Source organism: Streptomyces griseorubiginosus, from assembly GCF_001514195.1.
Lineage (GTDB): Bacteria > Actinomycetota > Actinomycetes > Streptomycetales > Streptomycetaceae > Streptomyces > Streptomyces griseorubiginosus.
The window spans coordinates 205,585-220,943 of the sequence record NZ_KQ948743.1; the positions used below are offsets into that span (position 1 = coordinate 205,585).

Here is a 15,359-nt window from a genome sequence, read left to right on the forward strand (position 1 = left end):
AACAAAGGTGTGCTCATAGCCGAGACCATGACCCGGCGGCCACCACGCGTCCAGGTAAGGGTGATCCGGTTCGGTGACGAGGATGCGGCGGAACCCGGCCGTCTCGGCAGGTTCCCGATGGTCGTGGAAGGACAGCTCGTTGAGGCGCTCCAGGTCGAAGGCGAGGGAGCCGGACTCGCCGTTGATCTCCAGACGCAGGGCGTTCTTGCGGCCGGTCGCCATCCGGGTGGCCTCGAACGTGGCGAGCGCTCCCGAGGCGAGGCGGCCGGTGAAGACGGCCGCGTCGTCGACGGTCACCGGGCCGCGCGCGGCACCACCGGACGCGGTGAGACCGGAGGAAGCGCCGTCGAGACGGGGGCGTTCCCTGACGAAGGTCTCCATCTGGGCGGAGACGCCGACCAGGACCTCACCCGCCAGGAACTGGGCGAGGTCGACGATGTGAGCGCCGAGGTCGCCGAGCGCACCCGATCCCGCGTGCTCCCGCTGGAGCCGCCACGTCAGTGGGAAGTCGGGGTCCACGAGCCAGTCCTGGAGGTAGCTGACCCGTACGTGGCGCAGCGTGCCGAGCCTGCCGTCCGCGATGAGCCGTCGGGCGAAGGTCAGGGCGGGCACGCGCCGGTAGTTGAAGCCCACCATGGCCAACTGGCCTCGCGAGCGCGCTGCTTCGGCTGCCGCGACCATGGCCTCGGCCTCGACGACCGAGTTGGCCAGCGGCTTCTCGCACAGCACGTGCTTGCCCGCCTCCAGCGCCGCGATCGCGATCTCCGCGTGGCTGTCGCCCGGTGTGCAGATGTCGACGAGGTGCACGTCGTCGCGGGTGATGAGGGCGCGCCAGTCGGTCTCCGTCGCGGCCCAGCCGTGCTTGTCGGCCGCCGCCCGCACCCGTTGCGCGTCGCGGCCGGCGATCGCGGCCAGGACGGGCCGCAGGGGCAGGTCGAACGCGTGTCCCGCGGTGCGCCAGCCCTGTGAGTGCGCGGCGCCCATGAACGCGTAGCCGACCATGCCGACGCCGAGCGTCGGCAGCGCGGTCCGACTGTCCCTCTGTTCCATACGGATTCCTCCTGGTCGGAGTGTCAGTGAGTCGTCGTGCTCTGCTGCCGCCCCGCCCCGCCTTCGCCGGACGCCGGGGCGGTGCGGCCCGGGCCGGTCAGATGAAGCCGGTCGGCAGGTACTGGTCGACGTTGTCCTTGGTGACGACGGCCGAGTAGAGGGTCAGGGAGGACGGGATCTCGAACTCGGCGAGGCCGCCGATGCCCTTGGCCTGGCCGAGCGCCCGGGCGAGGTCGATCGCGGAGGCGGCCATGGTCGGCGGGTACAGGACGGTCGCCTTCAGCACGCTGGTGCCGCTCTTGATGGCGTCCATGGCGGACTTGGCGCCCGCGCCGCCGACCATGAGGAAGTCGTCGCGCCCGGCCTGGTCGATGGCGCGCAGCGCACCAACGCCCTGGTCGTCGTCGTGGTTCCACAGCGCGTCGAAGGACGACTGGGCCTGGAGCAGCTGGGCCATCTTCGCCTGCCCGGACTCCACGGTGAAGTCGGCAGCCTGGCGGGCCACCTTGCGGATGTTGGGGTAGTTCTTCAGGGCGTCGTCGAAGCCCTTGGTGCGCTGCTGGGTCAGTTCGAGGTTGTCGAGTCCGGCGAGTTCGACGACCTTGGCGTTCTTCTTGCCCTTGAGCTGCTCGCCGATGTAGTGGCCGGCGTTGAGGCCCATGCCGTAGTTGTCGCCGCCGATCCAGCAGCGGTACGCCTGCGGGGAGGCGAACACACGGTCCAGGTTGACGACGGGGATACCCGCGCGCATGGCCTGGAGGCCGACCTGGGTGAGGGCCTTGCCGTCGGCCGGCAGGATCACCAGCACGTCGACCTTCTTGTTGATCAGCGTCTGGACCTGGCCGATCTGCTGGGCGGTGTCGTTGGAGCCCTCGGTGATCTCCAGGGTGACGTCCGAATATTTCTTCGCCCGCGACTTGGCGTTGGAGTTGATGGCGTTGAGCCAGCCGTGGTCGGCCTGCGGTCCGGCGAAGCCGATGGTGACCTGCTTGCCGGGCTTGTCGTCCGCGACCGGGGCGGCGTTGTCCGCGGCCTGCGCCTGCTCCTTGGGCTCGTTGCTGGTGCAGGCCGTGAGCAGGGCGCCGGCGGAGACGGCGGCGGTGCCGAACAGGAGTGCTCTGCGGCTGGTGGAGGCGGGGGTTTCAGGCATGGCGGATCGACCCTTCGAGTGGGCGGTGAGGTGGCGGGGATGCGGGCAGGCGGGGTGCCGGACGGCGGGGTCAGGGGCCGCCGTCCGGCACGTACCGCACGGCGTCAGGTGCCGCCGTGCGGCGAGCGGCGCTGGACCAGCACGGCGGCGACGATGATGGCGCCCTTCGCGATCTGCTGGACAGCGGTCTCCAGGTTGTTCAGGGCGAAGATGTTGGTGATCGTGGTGAAGACCAGGACGCCCAGGACGGAGCCGATGATGGTGCCCCGGCCGCCGCTGAGCAGGGTTCCGCCGATGATCGCGGCGGCGATGGCGTCGAGTTCGTAGAGGTTGCCGTTGGTGTTCTGGCCCGACCCGGCGAGCACGATCAGCATGAACGCGGCTATCCCGCAGCACAGTCCGGACAGCAGGTAGAGATAGAGGCGCTGGCGGCGGACGTCGATGCCGGCGAGGCGGGCCGCTTCCGCGTTGCCGCCGACCGCGACGGTGCGGCGGCCGAAGGTGGTGCGGTTGAGCACCAGCCAGCCCACGAGGGTGACGGCGGCGAAGATCAGGACCAGCGGCGGGACACCGAGGATGTAGGAGTCCCTGGCCCCCAGGTCGAGCACCGACTCGACGCTCACGATCTGGGTGCTGCCGTCCGTGATCTGGAGTGCCAGGCCTCGGGCGGAGGCGAGCATGGCCAGCGTCGCGATGAACGGCACCATCCTGCCGTAGGCGATCAGCAGCCCGTTCACGAGACCGCAGCCGACACCGACGATCAGCGCGGTGAACAGGATGCCCGCGAAGCCGAACTCCTGGGTGGCCACGGTCGTCGCCCACACCGAGGCGAGCGCCACGATCGCGCCGACCGACAGGTCGATGCCGCCGCTGGTGATCACGAACGTCATGCCGACGGTGACGACACCGATCACGGACGCCTGGGTGAGCACGAGTTGCAGGTTGCTCGTCGCGAGGAACTCGTCCGGAGCGGTGATGCCACCGACCGCGACGAGGACGGCGAGGACGCCGAGCAGGGACAGTGTGCGTACGTCCCCTCCCCACCGTGGGCCCGAACCCGGCTTCTCCCCCACGGACTTGGCGGCGGACGTCGGCGCGTCCTTCTGCGCCGCGGTGGTCGGCTGCGTCATGACGTCGGGCTCCCTTCCATCACAAGATCGAGTACGCGGTGCTCGTCGAGCTCCCGGGCGTCCGCCGTGTGCACGACGCTGCCTTCGCGGAGCACCAGCACCCGGTCGGCGAGTCCCAGGACCTCGGGGACCTCGCTGGACACGAGAAGTACGGCCAGGCCCTCGTCGGCCAGCCGGCGGATCACTGCGTAGAGCTCCGCGCGGGCGCCGATGTCGACGCCCCTGGTCGGCTCGTCCAGCAGCAGCACCTTGCAGCCGCGCAGCAGCCAGCGGGCGAGTACGGCCTTTTGCTGGTTGCCGCCGGACAGGGTCCTGATCGCGGCGTCCGGGTTGTCCGGTCGCAGGGACAGTTCCCGCACTGCTTCGTGCGTCGCGGCCCGCTCGGTACGGCGGTCCAGCCAGCCCGCGCGAGCGAACCGGGACAGCGTGGAGATCGAGACGTTGCTGCTGACCGACTCCAGCATCAGCAGTGCCTGCGCCTTGCGTTCCTCGGGTGCGAGACCGATGCCGGCACCGACCGCGGCGCGGACGCTTCCGGGGCGCAGAGGTGTGCCGTCGACGAGGACGCGGCCTCGGTCGGGCTTGCGGGCGCCGTAGATCGTCTCCAGGATCTCGCTGCGCCCGGACCCGACGAGCCCGGCCAAGCCGACGATCTCACCGGGCCGCAACTCCAGATCGACCGGCGCGAACTCCCCTCGCCTGCTGAGCCCTTCGACCTTCAGCACGGGCGCCCGCTCCGCCGCGAACCCGGCCGCGGGCCGCTCGGGGAAGACGTACTCCACGTTCCGGCCGGTCATCAGGGCGACGACCTCGTGGGTCGGTGTGGACTCGGCGGGCAGACCGCCCGCGACCGACCGGCCCTCCTTGAGGACCGTGACCCGGTCGCCGATGCGGCGGATCTCCTCGAGGCGGTGGGATATGTAGACGACGGCGACACCGTCGGAGGTCAGATCGCCCACGATCCTGAAGAGGTTGTCGACCTCTTCGGGGTCGAGCGCCGCCGAGGGCTCGTCCATCACGATCAGCCGCACCTCGTGGGAGAGCGCGCGGGCCATCGAGACGATCTGCTGCTGGGCGGCGGACAGTTCACCGACGAGGCGCGTCGGATCGATCTCCGCGTGCCCGAGACGTTTCAGCAGCTCGGCGGTGGCCGTCCGGGCGGCGGAGGCACGCACCACGAACCCGGCCGCGGTGGGTTCGTGCCCGAGGAAGACGTTCTCCGCGACGGACAGCCCCTCGATCAGGTCGAGTTCCTGGTAGATGGTGGCGATGCCGAGCCGCATGGCGGCGACCGGCGATCCCAGGGTCACGGGCGCACCGCGCCAGGTGATCTCACCGCTGTCCGGCTGGTGAGCGCCGGCGAGCACTTTGATCAGAGTCGACTTGCCGGCCCCGTTCTGACCGAGCAGACAGTGCACCTCACCGGCCTGGACCTCGAGATCCACACCGTCCAGGGCGCGAACACCGGGGAAGGACTTGGTGATACCGGACATGGTGAGCAGGGGTGGTCGTGGTGCCATGAGGAATCCCCTCGGCGGATGCGGGCCGTGAGTGTGAGTGGGCAGGGCGGGGCCGGGTGGTTACGGCGGTGATGTGGCCGTTGCTGTGACGCTGCTGGTGAGTCGGGGGCTGCGCTGAGGGCGCCGGGGCGTTGCGGGGTCGCCGCGGCGCGCCGGGGTGCGGGATCGCCCAGGAGGGCGGGCTGGAGTGCGGGCTCCCAGGAGTGCGGGATCGCCCAGGAGTTCGGGACCCACGAGTGCGGGATCGTCTGGAAGTGCGGGAAGAGTGGGGGATCGCCTGGAAGTGCGGGGCGCCTGGAAGGGATCTGTCGGCGACGGGCTGGGTGGTGGGTCAGGCCGGCGAGAAGACGTGGTCGCTGATGAGGCGGGCCGCGCCGATGGCTCCGGCGGCAGGCCCCAACTCCCCCAGCACGATGGGCAGATTGCCGGTCGCCAGCGGCAGCGACTGACGGTAGACCTGGGTCCGGACGCTGGCCAGCAAGGTGTGGCCGAGTCCGGTCACACCACCGCCGATCACCACCAGCCCCGGGTTGAAGAAACTGACGAGCCCCGCGATGACCTGCCCCAGTCGCTTCCCGCCCTCGCGGATCAGCTCCAGGGCGACGGGGTCCCCGGCCGCCGCGGCAGCGGACACGTCCTCGGCCGTCAGCCGTTCGGCTGTCTCCAGCCGCGCGGCGAGCTGCGCCGAGCGGCCCTCACGCGCCGCCTGCTCCGCGTCGCCGGCCAGTGCGGCCCCGCTGAAGTGGGCTTCCAGGCAGCCCCGGTTGCCGCACACGCAGGCACGGCCGTCCGGGTCGACCTGGATGTGGCCGATGTCGCCCGCGCTGCCCGTCACCCCGCGGTGGACCTCACCGCCGGCGACGATGCCGCAGCCGATACCGGTACCGATCTTGACGCAGAGGAAGTCACCCACGGACCGAGCCACACCCGCGTGCATCTCCCCCATCGCCATCAGGTTCACGTCGTTGTCGACCATGACCGGACAGCCGAGTTCCTGACTGAGCGCCTCCCGCACGGGAAAGCCGTCCCAGCCCGGCATGATCGGCGGAGCCACCGGAACACCCTCCGGAAAGCGCACCGGCCCCGGAACACCGATACCGGCCCCGTCGAAACCCTCCGCCAGCCCGGACGCCCTCAACTTCGCCGCCATCGAAAGGACTTGCTCGAAGACCGCTACCGGGCCCTCACGCACGTCCATCGGTTGGTTCAGGTGCCCGAGGACCTCCAACTCCGCATTGGTCACGGCGACATCGATGGACGTGGCCCCGATGTCGACGCCGAGGAAGCGCAGCGTCGGCGCGAGCCGGATGTTGTGCGAGCGGCGCCCGCCGCGGGAGGGGGCCAGCCCGTCCGCGACGACCAGGCCCGTCTCCAGCAGCCGGTCGACCTCGACCGCCAGCTTCGAACGGGACAGGTCCACCAGATCACCCAGCTGGGCACGAGAGTTGGAGCCGTTGTCACGCAACAGACGCAGCAGCCGTCCCTGATGGGTGTTCTCAGGTCGAGCGGTCATCCGTCTCACGATCCCCTCCCCTCGCACACGACCGGGTCCCGGACGCCGCCGGTCTCCGCCGACTGCGTCGTCAGGCTTTCGAGGAGGAACGTAACAACGATTTTCCAGACTGGGAAGTACTTGTGCAGCACTCAGACGTTCTTTTCCCACACTCAGGACAAAGTCGAAGTCTCAGCGGCGTACGCGGTACCACAGGTGTGTCGCGCCCTTGCCCTGGATCACGGTCGGGTCGTCGAAGCGGTGCGGTGCGTCGGTCAGGTCGGCGAAGTAGGGGATCCCGTTGCCGAGCAGTACTGGCACGAGACTGATGCAGACCTCGTCCACCAGTCCCAGGTCGAGTGCCTGCCGTGCGATGTCGGCGCTGGCGATGCTGACGTGTCGGTCACCGGCGATCTCCCTGGCTCGGGTGACGCCTTCCGCGACGCCGTCGACGAAGGTCGTACGCGGCCACTTCGCTGCGGCGTCGGGCGCGCGGTGCGTCACGACGACGACCGGCGCGCCGATGGGGTGGTTGTCGTCCCAACCGTTGGTCAGGTCGAACAGCCGGCGGCCGCAGACGAGAGCACCGGCTCCGGCGAGGACCTCGCGCAGCATCTCCGCGCTGTTCGCGTCGACCTGGAAGGACCAGCGCTCGTCGGCACTGGGCACGGTGACATCGCCGGCACCGTACCAACCGAACAGCTCATCGGTTCCGTCACCGGGGTCGGCTATGTACCCGTCCAGCGACATCGTCATGTGGGTGTAGACCTTGCTCATGCGGACCTCCTGCGGGCTCCTTCTGGACAGACCTCCGGGGAGTCTCGAATTCATCGGTACCGTTACCGGCCGATTTGGCATGTAATTGGGCGAACCGTATGGAGACAGCAGGTCTCACAGGTGCGCGTATGCACCTAAGGGGGCCTGTCTGCGGCAGGGGTCCTTGCGGCGATGGCTCCGACCGCGGCGAGAAAGCCGTGCAGGCGTCCGCCGGAGGACACCGCGTCGACGTAGACGGTGGTGACGATCGCAGTTCCGAGGGCGTTGGCCAGTTGTTGGACCGGCGCATCGGCGCAGCCCTCGCCGTAATCGCGGCGCTCATCACCCGGTTCGTCCTGCGGCGAGAAACGTGGGCCGCACAGCGTTCCGGTCCGTTTGCGTCAGAGCATCTTGAGGCCCCGTTGCGCGATGCGCAGTACTTCATCCCGCGGTCGCTCGTCCGCTCGTTCAACGAGCACGAGGCCCCAATCCTGTCGCCGGACTGCGGCAAGGGTCACCGCCCGCTCGTGCCGCAAGTACGTCACCGCCGAAGCGGCGTCGGTCACTTGGGGAGTCACCTCGTAGTGCGCGAGTTTGCCGAGGTACCAGTCCAGCCACTGTTCTCCTTCGCGCGCCACGGCTCGGGACAGTGCGGACTCTGCGTTCCCGTCGAGGAAGACCATGACCGGCCGGAGGGGTGCGAGCACCTCGCTGAGATCGGTCATGAAGGTGTCGATCGTCTCCGCGTCCTGTCCCATGGCCAGCAGCGTGGGTACGAACGGCATCAGCGCATCCGCGATCACCACGTCGTCGCCACTCGCCACCACGGCGTCGACGAAACTCGCAGTTGCGCCGATCAGCATCTCCGGTCGCACTCTGCCTGTCGTCTCGAACTCCGCGGCCACCGCGGCGAACTGGGGCCGGGACAGGACCTCCTCCTCGCGGAAGTGATCCACGCGCAGTCCCCGGCCGGACAACCATGAAGACAACCCGGCACACAAAGTCGACTTTCCCACTCCGGGAGATGCTCCCCACACGGTGATCAGGACCGTCACGGTCGCCCAGTCTAAGGTCGTGCCGGCAGGTGGCCGTCGCTCGTGTGATCCCGGCCGAGGACCGGCCCCCGGTTCAGGCGTCCTCGAACAGCAAGTCCTCCGCCGGGTGGGTCATCCGTACCGTCGTGCCGTTGGTGGTCTCCACCACGTGGTGCAGTCCCACGCAGCGCTCCCCCGTGGAGAGGATGGAGTACCGGTCGCCCACGCCGGCCAGGTAGGCGGGGAAGCAGGTGAGCGGCATCGTGCCGAGGTTCAGGTAGTCCACCAGGCGGCGGAACAGCTTGGGCAGGAGCACGGCGTCGTCCGTCAGCGAGGACAGGCCGCTCACCTTCACCCCGCTGAGGGTGACGTCGCTCGGCCACAGCCCCCGGCCCACCTCCCGTGCCTGTTCGGCCGTGGTGGCCATCTCGGCGCGCAGGCTGGTGAAAAGGCTGCGGTAGAACGTGGGGTAGGTCAGGCCTACAGTGAGTAGGTGGTGGTTCAGCGTCGTCCGCAGCAGGGCGGCGTCCACGTCGATCTCCCGGCCGCTGTCCCCCGGCGGTGTGCCGCGGCCCGCCAGGGCGATGCAGCGGCCGTGGATGTCGGTGCCCCGGGTGAGGACGAAGCCGGGGACCGTGGCCGGGGTGGTGGCGAGCACGTTCTCGTCCTCACGCTGGACGTCGGTGAAGCCGATCCAGCTCAGCAGCTCGTCGCGCGCGGCGTGGGCGAACGGCAGGGGCTGGTGGACCCGGTAGGCGCCGTAGTGCGTCTCCAGTGCGTCGATCGCGTCCAGCCGCAGCTTGGCGCGACCGGAGGCGGTGCGCTCGACGGCCCGGCCGAGGCCACCGCCCACGAGGTCCCACTCGGTCGGGTCGGCGGCCGTGAAGGCCACCGTGTCCCCGTCCGGTTGGGTGCCCTTGACGTCGTAGAAGCCTTTGATCAGAAGCATGGGCATGGCGACTCCCGGAAGTGCGTCCTTGGAGTACCCCCCTCTCCTCAATTGTGCGGCCGGACAGGGCAATTCGCATGTCGTGCGCAGCAACGGACTCCCGCCGACCCGTCAGTTGAGCGAGTGGCGATCAGCCGGGCGCATCGCCGATGAGTTTCCGGTGGCCGTGCGGTCTGTAGTGCATCGACGAAAGGAGCGCACCATGCGCAAGATCATCGTTTGCACGTTCCTCAGCCTGGACGGCGTCATGCAGGCGCCCGGTGGCCCGGACGAGGACACCCAGAGCGGCTTCGAGCACGGCGGCTGGCAGAAGCCGGTGACCGACGACGAGGTCGGCGCGGCCATCGCGGGCTGGTACGAGCCCGCCGACGCGATGCTGCTCGGCCGCAAGACGTACGACATCTTCGCGTCGTACTGGCCGACCGCCGATCCCAGCAACCCGTTCACGGACCGGATGAACAGCATGCGCAAGTACGTCGCGTCCCGAACGCTGACGTCCGTCGAGTGGCAGAACTCCACACTGCTGGAGGGCGATGTCGCCGATGCCGTACGTGCGTTGAAGGCGACCGACGGGGGCGACATCAACGTCGTCGGCAGCGGGGACCTCGCCCAGACTCTCATGCGGCACGATCTCGTCGACGAGTACCGCCTGACCATCCACCCGGTGATCATCGGAAGCGGCAAGCGGCTGTTCGCCGACGGTGCGATCCCGACCGCGCTGGAGCCGGTCAGTGTCTCGACGACGAAGAGCGGCACCGTCGTCGGTGTCTACCGACCGAACGGCAGGCCCGGATACGACAGCTACTAGGACGCGCTGGGTGGCCCGGGCCCTTGTCTCACGGGTGGGGCGTCCGATGCCGCGGCTCCGCCCCACCTCCACCCGGCGGCCGCACCGCGGTCCACTACATGGCCACCGGCAGCGAGTGGCCTCAACCCGAACGCGAAGCCGTACGGCCGCAAGAGCCTCCTGGACCTCTCCGACCCCACCCAGCCCCGGGACCGGGCGTGCGTGGAGGCTTTCGAGCGGGAGCTCGACATGCCGTGGGCGCTCTACCACGTGCGGCGCCTGTTCCTGGTGACGGAGGACAGCAGGCGCCGGCCGGTGAAGCGCTCCACCGAGCGCGTCGACCTCGGCGGCCTGCATCACCTCGCCCAGCGGCTGATCTCCGTCCCCGGGCGGCACGGCCTCGACGTCGAGCACGACCCGGTATACGGGCGCGCCCGGGCCTGGATCCGGCCCCGTGCGAAGGGCTGGCCGATGGCGGAGGAACTCTTCGCCCCCGCCCGCGTGATCGACAAGAGGGACCAGAACTTCGAGCAGCACTGGACGCCCTCGTCTCGGGCTCCGCCGCCAACTCCCTCTCGCCTGCATCGCCCCTCACCGCCGCTCCCGGAAGGACATCCCATGCGCGCTGAGGCCCTCAGCCCCTGCTCCTCCCCCGCGTCTCCGCAGTTCTGTACCTGGCCACGCCGTCCGGAGCTGACGTACGGGCCGTCATGCAGGCCGGCCTGCTGGCCTGCATGACGGCCCCGGCCCACGGAAACGTGATCCCGCCCAGCACCCGGTACGCCTGCGCCGACGGCAAGTTCGGCAAGAGCTGGCCCGGCGAGCAGGCCTGGTTCGCGTGGCTGACGGCGACCGTCGACCGCTACGGCCCCGAGCTCTGTCTGTGGGCTGTAGCCCCCGACGTTCCGATGGACGCCGCGGCCACCCTCACTCAGTCGCTGCCCTGGCTGGAGCCCATCCGCGCCTTGGGGATCCGGGCCGCGTTCGCGGCTCAGGACGGCAGCGACCACGGCCTCATCCCCTGGGAGACGGTCGACGTGCTGTTCCTCGCCGGCAGCACCGAGTGGAAGACCTCACCCATACCTCGCCTCCGGGCCCGACACCAACCTCCCCCGTCTGTGCCATATCGGCGCCGCGCTCATGGGCGTCCTCGCCCCCGTCCCTCCGCCGTGCCCTCCCCGATGTCCGCAGCGGGTCCGAGGCCAGAGGAAGCTGTCCGCGGTGGTGCGAGCATGCAAGCCCCGAGCCTGGAAGGGTCGACTTTCATGAGGCCGAGGGCAACGCGGCACCGCATAAGCCCGGACATTTCAATGTCTCATGGCTTCTCAGGGGGCCCAAAGATCGTGCTGTTGGTCCATCGCCGAAGCCGAAAGACCTGTCGCCAGGGGTCACGGCTGCGACGGGACCGCGACGCGCTCGGTGGGGCGGCTGCGGGCTCTCGACATCGCTGTGAGCGCGACCGCGGCAGCGAGCGCGAGTGCTATGAGCACGGCGCTGGAGACCATGAAGGCGCGATCCACTCCGATGTGTCCGATGACGCTGGAGGCCAGGAACGGCGACACCGCCAGCGCGCCGGCGATACCGGCCTCCCACAGGCCCAGGGCCTTGGCGAGGTGCGCCTCGGGGATGCGCTGTTGGACGAAGGCGATCAGCGGGATGTCGGTCAGGGCGGACGCGAGTCCTGTGACGGCGAGGAGCACGGCGATGGCCGCAGGCGCGTGGACCAGGCCCAGCGGAAGGCGGAAGGCTCCGAGCAGGGCCCAGGCCAGGACCGCGGTCATGGCGAGTCTGGGCAACGGCAGGCGTACGAGCACCAGGGCGCCGGCGATCTCGGCCAGGCCGGCGATGCCCAGCATGAGCCCGTACTCACCGCCTTGGCCGACCAGAACCACCAGACCGACGGCCAGGAACCCACTGGCCACGGCGAGCGCGAGGACGAAGGTCGCGATGACGACCAGCACATCGGGCGCCGCCCTCAGGGCCGCGAGGCCGGCGGCGAGGTCCGCGCCCAGCCGGACGCGCGGCCCGGCCGGGGCGGGACGGCGGACGCGTAGGGCGTACAGGGCCGCCGCGGAGAGCAGGAAGGTGAGCCCGTCCACCGCCATGACCAGCGGGAAGGAGGCGAAGGCGAGCAGCGGGGCGAGCAGCAGCGGTCCGACGAAGAAGGCGGCTCGGAAGGCGACCTGGAGCACACCGTTGGCCTGCTGAAGATGCTCCGCCGGCACGAGCTGGGGCACGATCGCGTTCCGTGCCGGTGCGAAGGGCGCGCCGATGAGGGCCAGCAGGGCCGTTCCCAAGACCAGTACGGTCAGGTTCAGCGCACCTGCCAACAGCATCCCCACCCCGGCGGCCACCATGGCCGCGCGGGCGAGGTCGGTGCCGATCATCAGACGTCTGCGGTCGTAGCGGTCGGCGTACGAGGCGGCCACGAAGGTGGCCAGGAACGCCGGGGCGTACGCGGCCACGGTGACGAGCGCGACCGCCGACGGGTCGTGGGTGAGGGCCCATGCCTGCCAGGCGACGGCGGCGGTGTACAGGCCGTCGCCGAGTCGAGAGACGCCTTGGCCGACGAAGAGCAGCAGGAGGTTGCGGTCGCTGAGCAGTGCCATGCCGAAAGAGTCCTCGGCGGCCCCCACACCGCTCAACTTATTCGTCGGAACACTAATCAGTCCGGATCTCCAGATCGCGCATGCGCAGATGCAGTTCCGCCAGGAAGCGCGTCTGCGCGTCACGCGGGTCGAAGCCGCTCACCTCTCTGATGCGTTGGAGGCGGTAGCGGAAGGTGTTCGGGTGCAGATGCAGCTGCGCGGCGGCGGCGTTGGTGTCGCCGAAATGGTCCAGGTAGCAGCGGAGTGTGGCCAGGAGCTGGGTGTGCTGGTGCCGGTCGTGGCGTTCCAGTGCCAAGACGGCGCCGCCCAGGGTCTCGCCGTCCTGGCGGAGGGCGCCCCGCAGCCGCGAGAGGGCGTAGAGCAGCTGGACGTCCTCGAAGGCGGCGACACGGGGGGCGGACGGGTACTGCTGTTGCAGCCCGTTGATCCGGTCGACGTGGGATCTGGCGTACGGGATCCGGCCGGGTTCCGCAACGGCGGAGCTGACGGCCAGCACGATGCGCTCCCGCAGCGCCGCACGGTCCCACAGGTCCCGGGCCGTGTTCACCGAGCGGGCCCTGGCCTCGGTGTCGTCCGTGGATGCCGGCCAGGGCAGCACCGCGTAGGTGGCGCGGTCGTGCCGGGTGACGAGGGAGCGGGGGTGCACGGTCGTCAGGTACAGACGCAGCATGTCCGACGGGGCCTCGCCGAAGGCCGCGTCGTGCGCCGGCCGGCCCGGCGCGGCGGCCAGGACAGTGGCCTTGGTGGTGGACAGCCCCAGCCGCGCGGCGGCCTGGTCGGCGTCCGCCGTGCCGAACAGGAGGGCCTCCAGGTCGTCCTGCTCGGTGGTGCCCTGCCCGTCTTGGCTCATACGGACGGCGATCGTCCGTGCGGCGGCGCGGAATTGCGCCGTCTGCCGTGAGTCGAACGGGGTCTGGGTGGTGGCCCACAGGTACCCCAGGTGCGGACCGTCGTGCTGGACCCGGCAGGCCATCCGGGGCTTGGCCCGGTCGGAGGCCGGGTCCAGGAAGACGGGCTCCGGGGAGGCGGTCAGGCGGGCGATGTCCCCCCGGGAGCGCAGCACCTCGACGAGCCAGGGCTGGGCCTGCCGCTCCAGGATTCCGGAGACCCTTTCCTCGTCCGCGCTCTGCTGTCCTTTAGACCAGGCGAGCACCCGGAACTCGGTGTCCTCCAGGACGATCGGCACGTTGAGGAGTTCCCCGGCGGCGTCGATGACCGAGAACAGGTCTTCACGCCGGCCGGCGTGACCGTCGTGGCCCAGCTGGGACATCTCACCCACCTCCGCAGGTCCGGCTGTCATTTTAGGCGGCTTGGGCACGGTCCTGACCCGGCACCTGGCACCGTCTCTCAACCGGCGAGCCCGAGGAAGCGTTCGGCGTTGCCCCGGCGGATCGACGCCTTCTCCTCGGAAGAGAGGAAGTCGCTCTCGCGCACGACCCGGCCGGCGGGCCGCTCGCCCAGCGGGTAGGGGTAGTCGCTGCCGACCATGACCTGTCCGGCGCCGTAGGTGTCCACCAGCAGTCGCAGGGCGCGCGGGTCGAAGACGACGGAGTCGACGTGGAACCGGCCGATGTAGTGCGACGGCGGGTGTTCGGAGGTGCCCACCACGTCGGGGCGGCCCCGCCAGGCGTTGTCCATGCGCCCGAGCCAGAGGGCGAAGGACCCTCCGCCGTGCGCGAAGCAGATCTTCAGCCGGTCGTCGACACGGTCGAAGACCCCGCCGAGGATCATCGCCAGGAGCGACAGATGGGTCTCGGCGGGCATAGCGGTCAGCCACTGCGCCATCCAGCGGCGCAGTCGGGGTGAGTCGTCCATGTCCCAGGGATGGACGAAGACCGGGACCTGAAGCAGAGCGCAGTGCTGGAGGAAGGTGACCACGCCCGCGCTGTCCAGGTCGTGGTCGCCGACGTGGTTGCCGATCTCGACTCCCCGGTGCCCGTTGGCCAGGCAGCGTTCCAGTTCGCGGCAGGCCGCGTCGGGGTCTTGCAGCGGCACCTGGCAGAAGGGGACGAGGCGGTCGGGGGCCGGGGCGACGATGTCCAGGGCCAGGTCGTTGAAGATCCGTGCGATCCGTGCCGCCTCGGCACCGCTGCGGCCGTAGTGGAAGAAGGCGGGTGTGGGCGAGACGACCTGCATGCCGATGCCGTCGGCGTCCATGTCCTTCAGGCGTGCCGACGCGTCCCAGCACTCGGCGCCGATCCGCCGGAACTCCCGGGACCCGAGCATGATCATCGCGTCGGTCTCCGACTCGACGCGCAGCCAGGGCGCCTGGGGACCGGCGTCGGTGCGGAGGTCGGGCCAGCCGTGCGGGACGTAGTGGGTATGGATGTCGATAGTGTCGTGCTCGGGCACGGGGTCATCCCTTCCCGGGGTGCTCGGTCCCGCAGGAGCCGCAGATCCGGGCCTGCCGGTCGTCGTAGAAGGCGGCGAAGACGGGAGGCAGGTCGGCCACGATGTCGGTGACCTGGAGCTCCACCTCGTGGACGAGGGCGTGGCAGGCGGGGCAGTACCACTGGAACCTCTCCAGGGTGCCCGGCTCGCGTACGCGCTCGATGACCAGGCCGATGCTGTCGGCTTCCGGGCGCTGCGGGGAGTGCGGCACGTTCCCGGGCAGCAGCCAGGTCTCGCCCTCCCGGATGTGGACGGCACGCGGGCCGTCCTCGGTCATGACGTCGACGTACATGGCCCCGCGCACCTGGTGGAACCACTCCTCGTACGGGTCGACGTGGTAGTCGGTGCGCTGGTTGGGGCCGCCGACGACCTGAACGATGAAGTCCGTGCCCAGGGCCATGGTGCGGTTGTTCACGGGCGGCTTGAGCAGGTGGGCGTGGTCGTCGATCCACTTCTGGAAGTGGATGACCTCGGGGAGGACGGTCATGACG

General features: G+C 70.0%; 14 protein-coding genes. 2 read left to right on the forward strand and 12 right to left on the reverse strand.

Features of this window, described 5'->3' with window-relative positions:
• From AQJ54_RS34425 to AQJ54_RS34460, 8 genes are all read right to left on the reverse strand, one after another.
• Positions 1–1,050: Gfo/Idh/MocA family protein (locus AQJ54_RS34425; RefSeq protein WP_062244117.1), on the reverse strand; the 1,050-nt coding region annotated here is incomplete at its 3' end.
• A 97-nt stretch (positions 1,051–1,147) separates the two neighbouring features.
• Positions 1,148–2,200, reverse strand: a complete 1,053-nt coding sequence (locus AQJ54_RS34430) for a substrate-binding domain-containing protein (protein ID WP_062031060.1) — start codon at positions 2,198–2,200, stop codon at positions 1,148–1,150.
• Between the two features lie 104 nt (positions 2,201–2,304).
• Positions 2,305–3,330 carry an ABC transporter permease gene (locus AQJ54_RS34435; protein ID WP_062244118.1) on the reverse strand — a complete coding sequence of 342 codons (1,026 nt, stop codon included), beginning with the start codon at positions 3,328–3,330 and terminating at the stop codon, positions 2,305–2,307.
• Positions 3,327–4,850: a sugar ABC transporter ATP-binding protein gene (locus tag AQJ54_RS34440; protein WP_062244119.1), complete on the reverse strand. Its 1,524-nt coding sequence runs from the start codon at positions 4,848–4,850 to the stop codon at positions 3,327–3,329. The genes AQJ54_RS34435 and AQJ54_RS34440 overlap by 4 nt, the downstream gene beginning before the upstream one ends.
• 331 nt (positions 4,851–5,181) lie before the next feature.
• On the reverse strand, positions 5,182–6,363 hold the full coding sequence (locus AQJ54_RS34445; RefSeq protein ID WP_062244121.1) for an ROK family transcriptional regulator: 1,182 nt from the start codon (positions 6,361–6,363) through the stop codon (positions 5,182–5,184).
• Between the two features lie 171 nt (positions 6,364–6,534).
• Positions 6,535–7,119 (reverse strand): dihydrofolate reductase family protein, encoded by a 585-nt coding sequence (locus tag AQJ54_RS34450; RefSeq protein WP_062244124.1) that lies wholly within the window; start codon positions 7,117–7,119, stop codon positions 6,535–6,537.
• A gap of 380 nt (positions 7,120–7,499) precedes the next feature.
• Positions 7,500–8,153: a hypothetical protein gene (locus AQJ54_RS34455; protein WP_062244125.1), complete on the reverse strand. Its 654-nt coding sequence runs from the start codon at positions 8,151–8,153 to the stop codon at positions 7,500–7,502.
• A 73-nt stretch (positions 8,154–8,226) separates the two neighbouring features.
• A complete protein-coding gene (locus AQJ54_RS34460; RefSeq protein WP_062244128.1) occupies positions 8,227–9,087 on the reverse strand; it encodes a hypothetical protein in 861 nt (286 codons plus the stop codon).
• Positions 9,088–9,283: 196 nt separating this feature from the next.
• Between AQJ54_RS34460 and AQJ54_RS34465 the strand changes: the two genes are divergently transcribed.
• Both AQJ54_RS34465 and AQJ54_RS46975 read left to right on the forward strand, forming a co-directional pair.
• The gene (locus AQJ54_RS34465; protein WP_062031040.1) at positions 9,284–9,889 is read left to right on the forward strand and encodes a dihydrofolate reductase family protein; all 606 of its coding nucleotides are present in this window, start codon (positions 9,284–9,286) and stop codon (positions 9,887–9,889) included.
• A gap of 201 nt (positions 9,890–10,090) precedes the next feature.
• A complete protein-coding gene (locus AQJ54_RS46975) occupies positions 10,091–10,606 on the forward strand; it encodes a hypothetical protein (protein WP_246091256.1) in 516 nt (171 codons plus the stop codon).
• A 650-nt stretch (positions 10,607–11,256) separates the two neighbouring features.
• Here AQJ54_RS46975 and AQJ54_RS34475 read toward each other — a convergent pair.
• The 4 genes from AQJ54_RS34475 to AQJ54_RS34490 all read right to left on the reverse strand — a co-directional run bounded on the left by AQJ54_RS34475 (position 11,257) and on the right by AQJ54_RS34490 (position 15,355).
• Positions 11,257–12,477 carry an MFS transporter gene (locus tag AQJ54_RS34475; protein WP_062031038.1) on the reverse strand — a complete coding sequence of 407 codons (1,221 nt, stop codon included), beginning with the start codon at positions 12,475–12,477 and terminating at the stop codon, positions 11,257–11,259.
• 52 nt (positions 12,478–12,529) lie between these two features.
• Entirely contained in the window at positions 12,530–13,747 is a 1,218-nt protein-coding gene (locus AQJ54_RS34480) for a PucR family transcriptional regulator (RefSeq protein WP_062031036.1), read from the reverse strand.
• A gap of 77 nt (positions 13,748–13,824) precedes the next feature.
• Positions 13,825–14,829 (reverse strand): amidohydrolase family protein, encoded by a 1,005-nt coding sequence (locus tag AQJ54_RS34485; RefSeq protein WP_062031034.1) that lies wholly within the window; start codon positions 14,827–14,829, stop codon positions 13,825–13,827.
• A gap of 4 nt (positions 14,830–14,833) precedes the next feature.
• Positions 14,834–15,355, reverse strand: a complete 522-nt coding sequence (locus AQJ54_RS34490; RefSeq protein WP_062031032.1) for a 3-hydroxyanthranilate 3,4-dioxygenase — start codon at positions 15,353–15,355, stop codon at positions 14,834–14,836.
• Positions 15,356–15,359 lie beyond the last annotated feature (4 nt).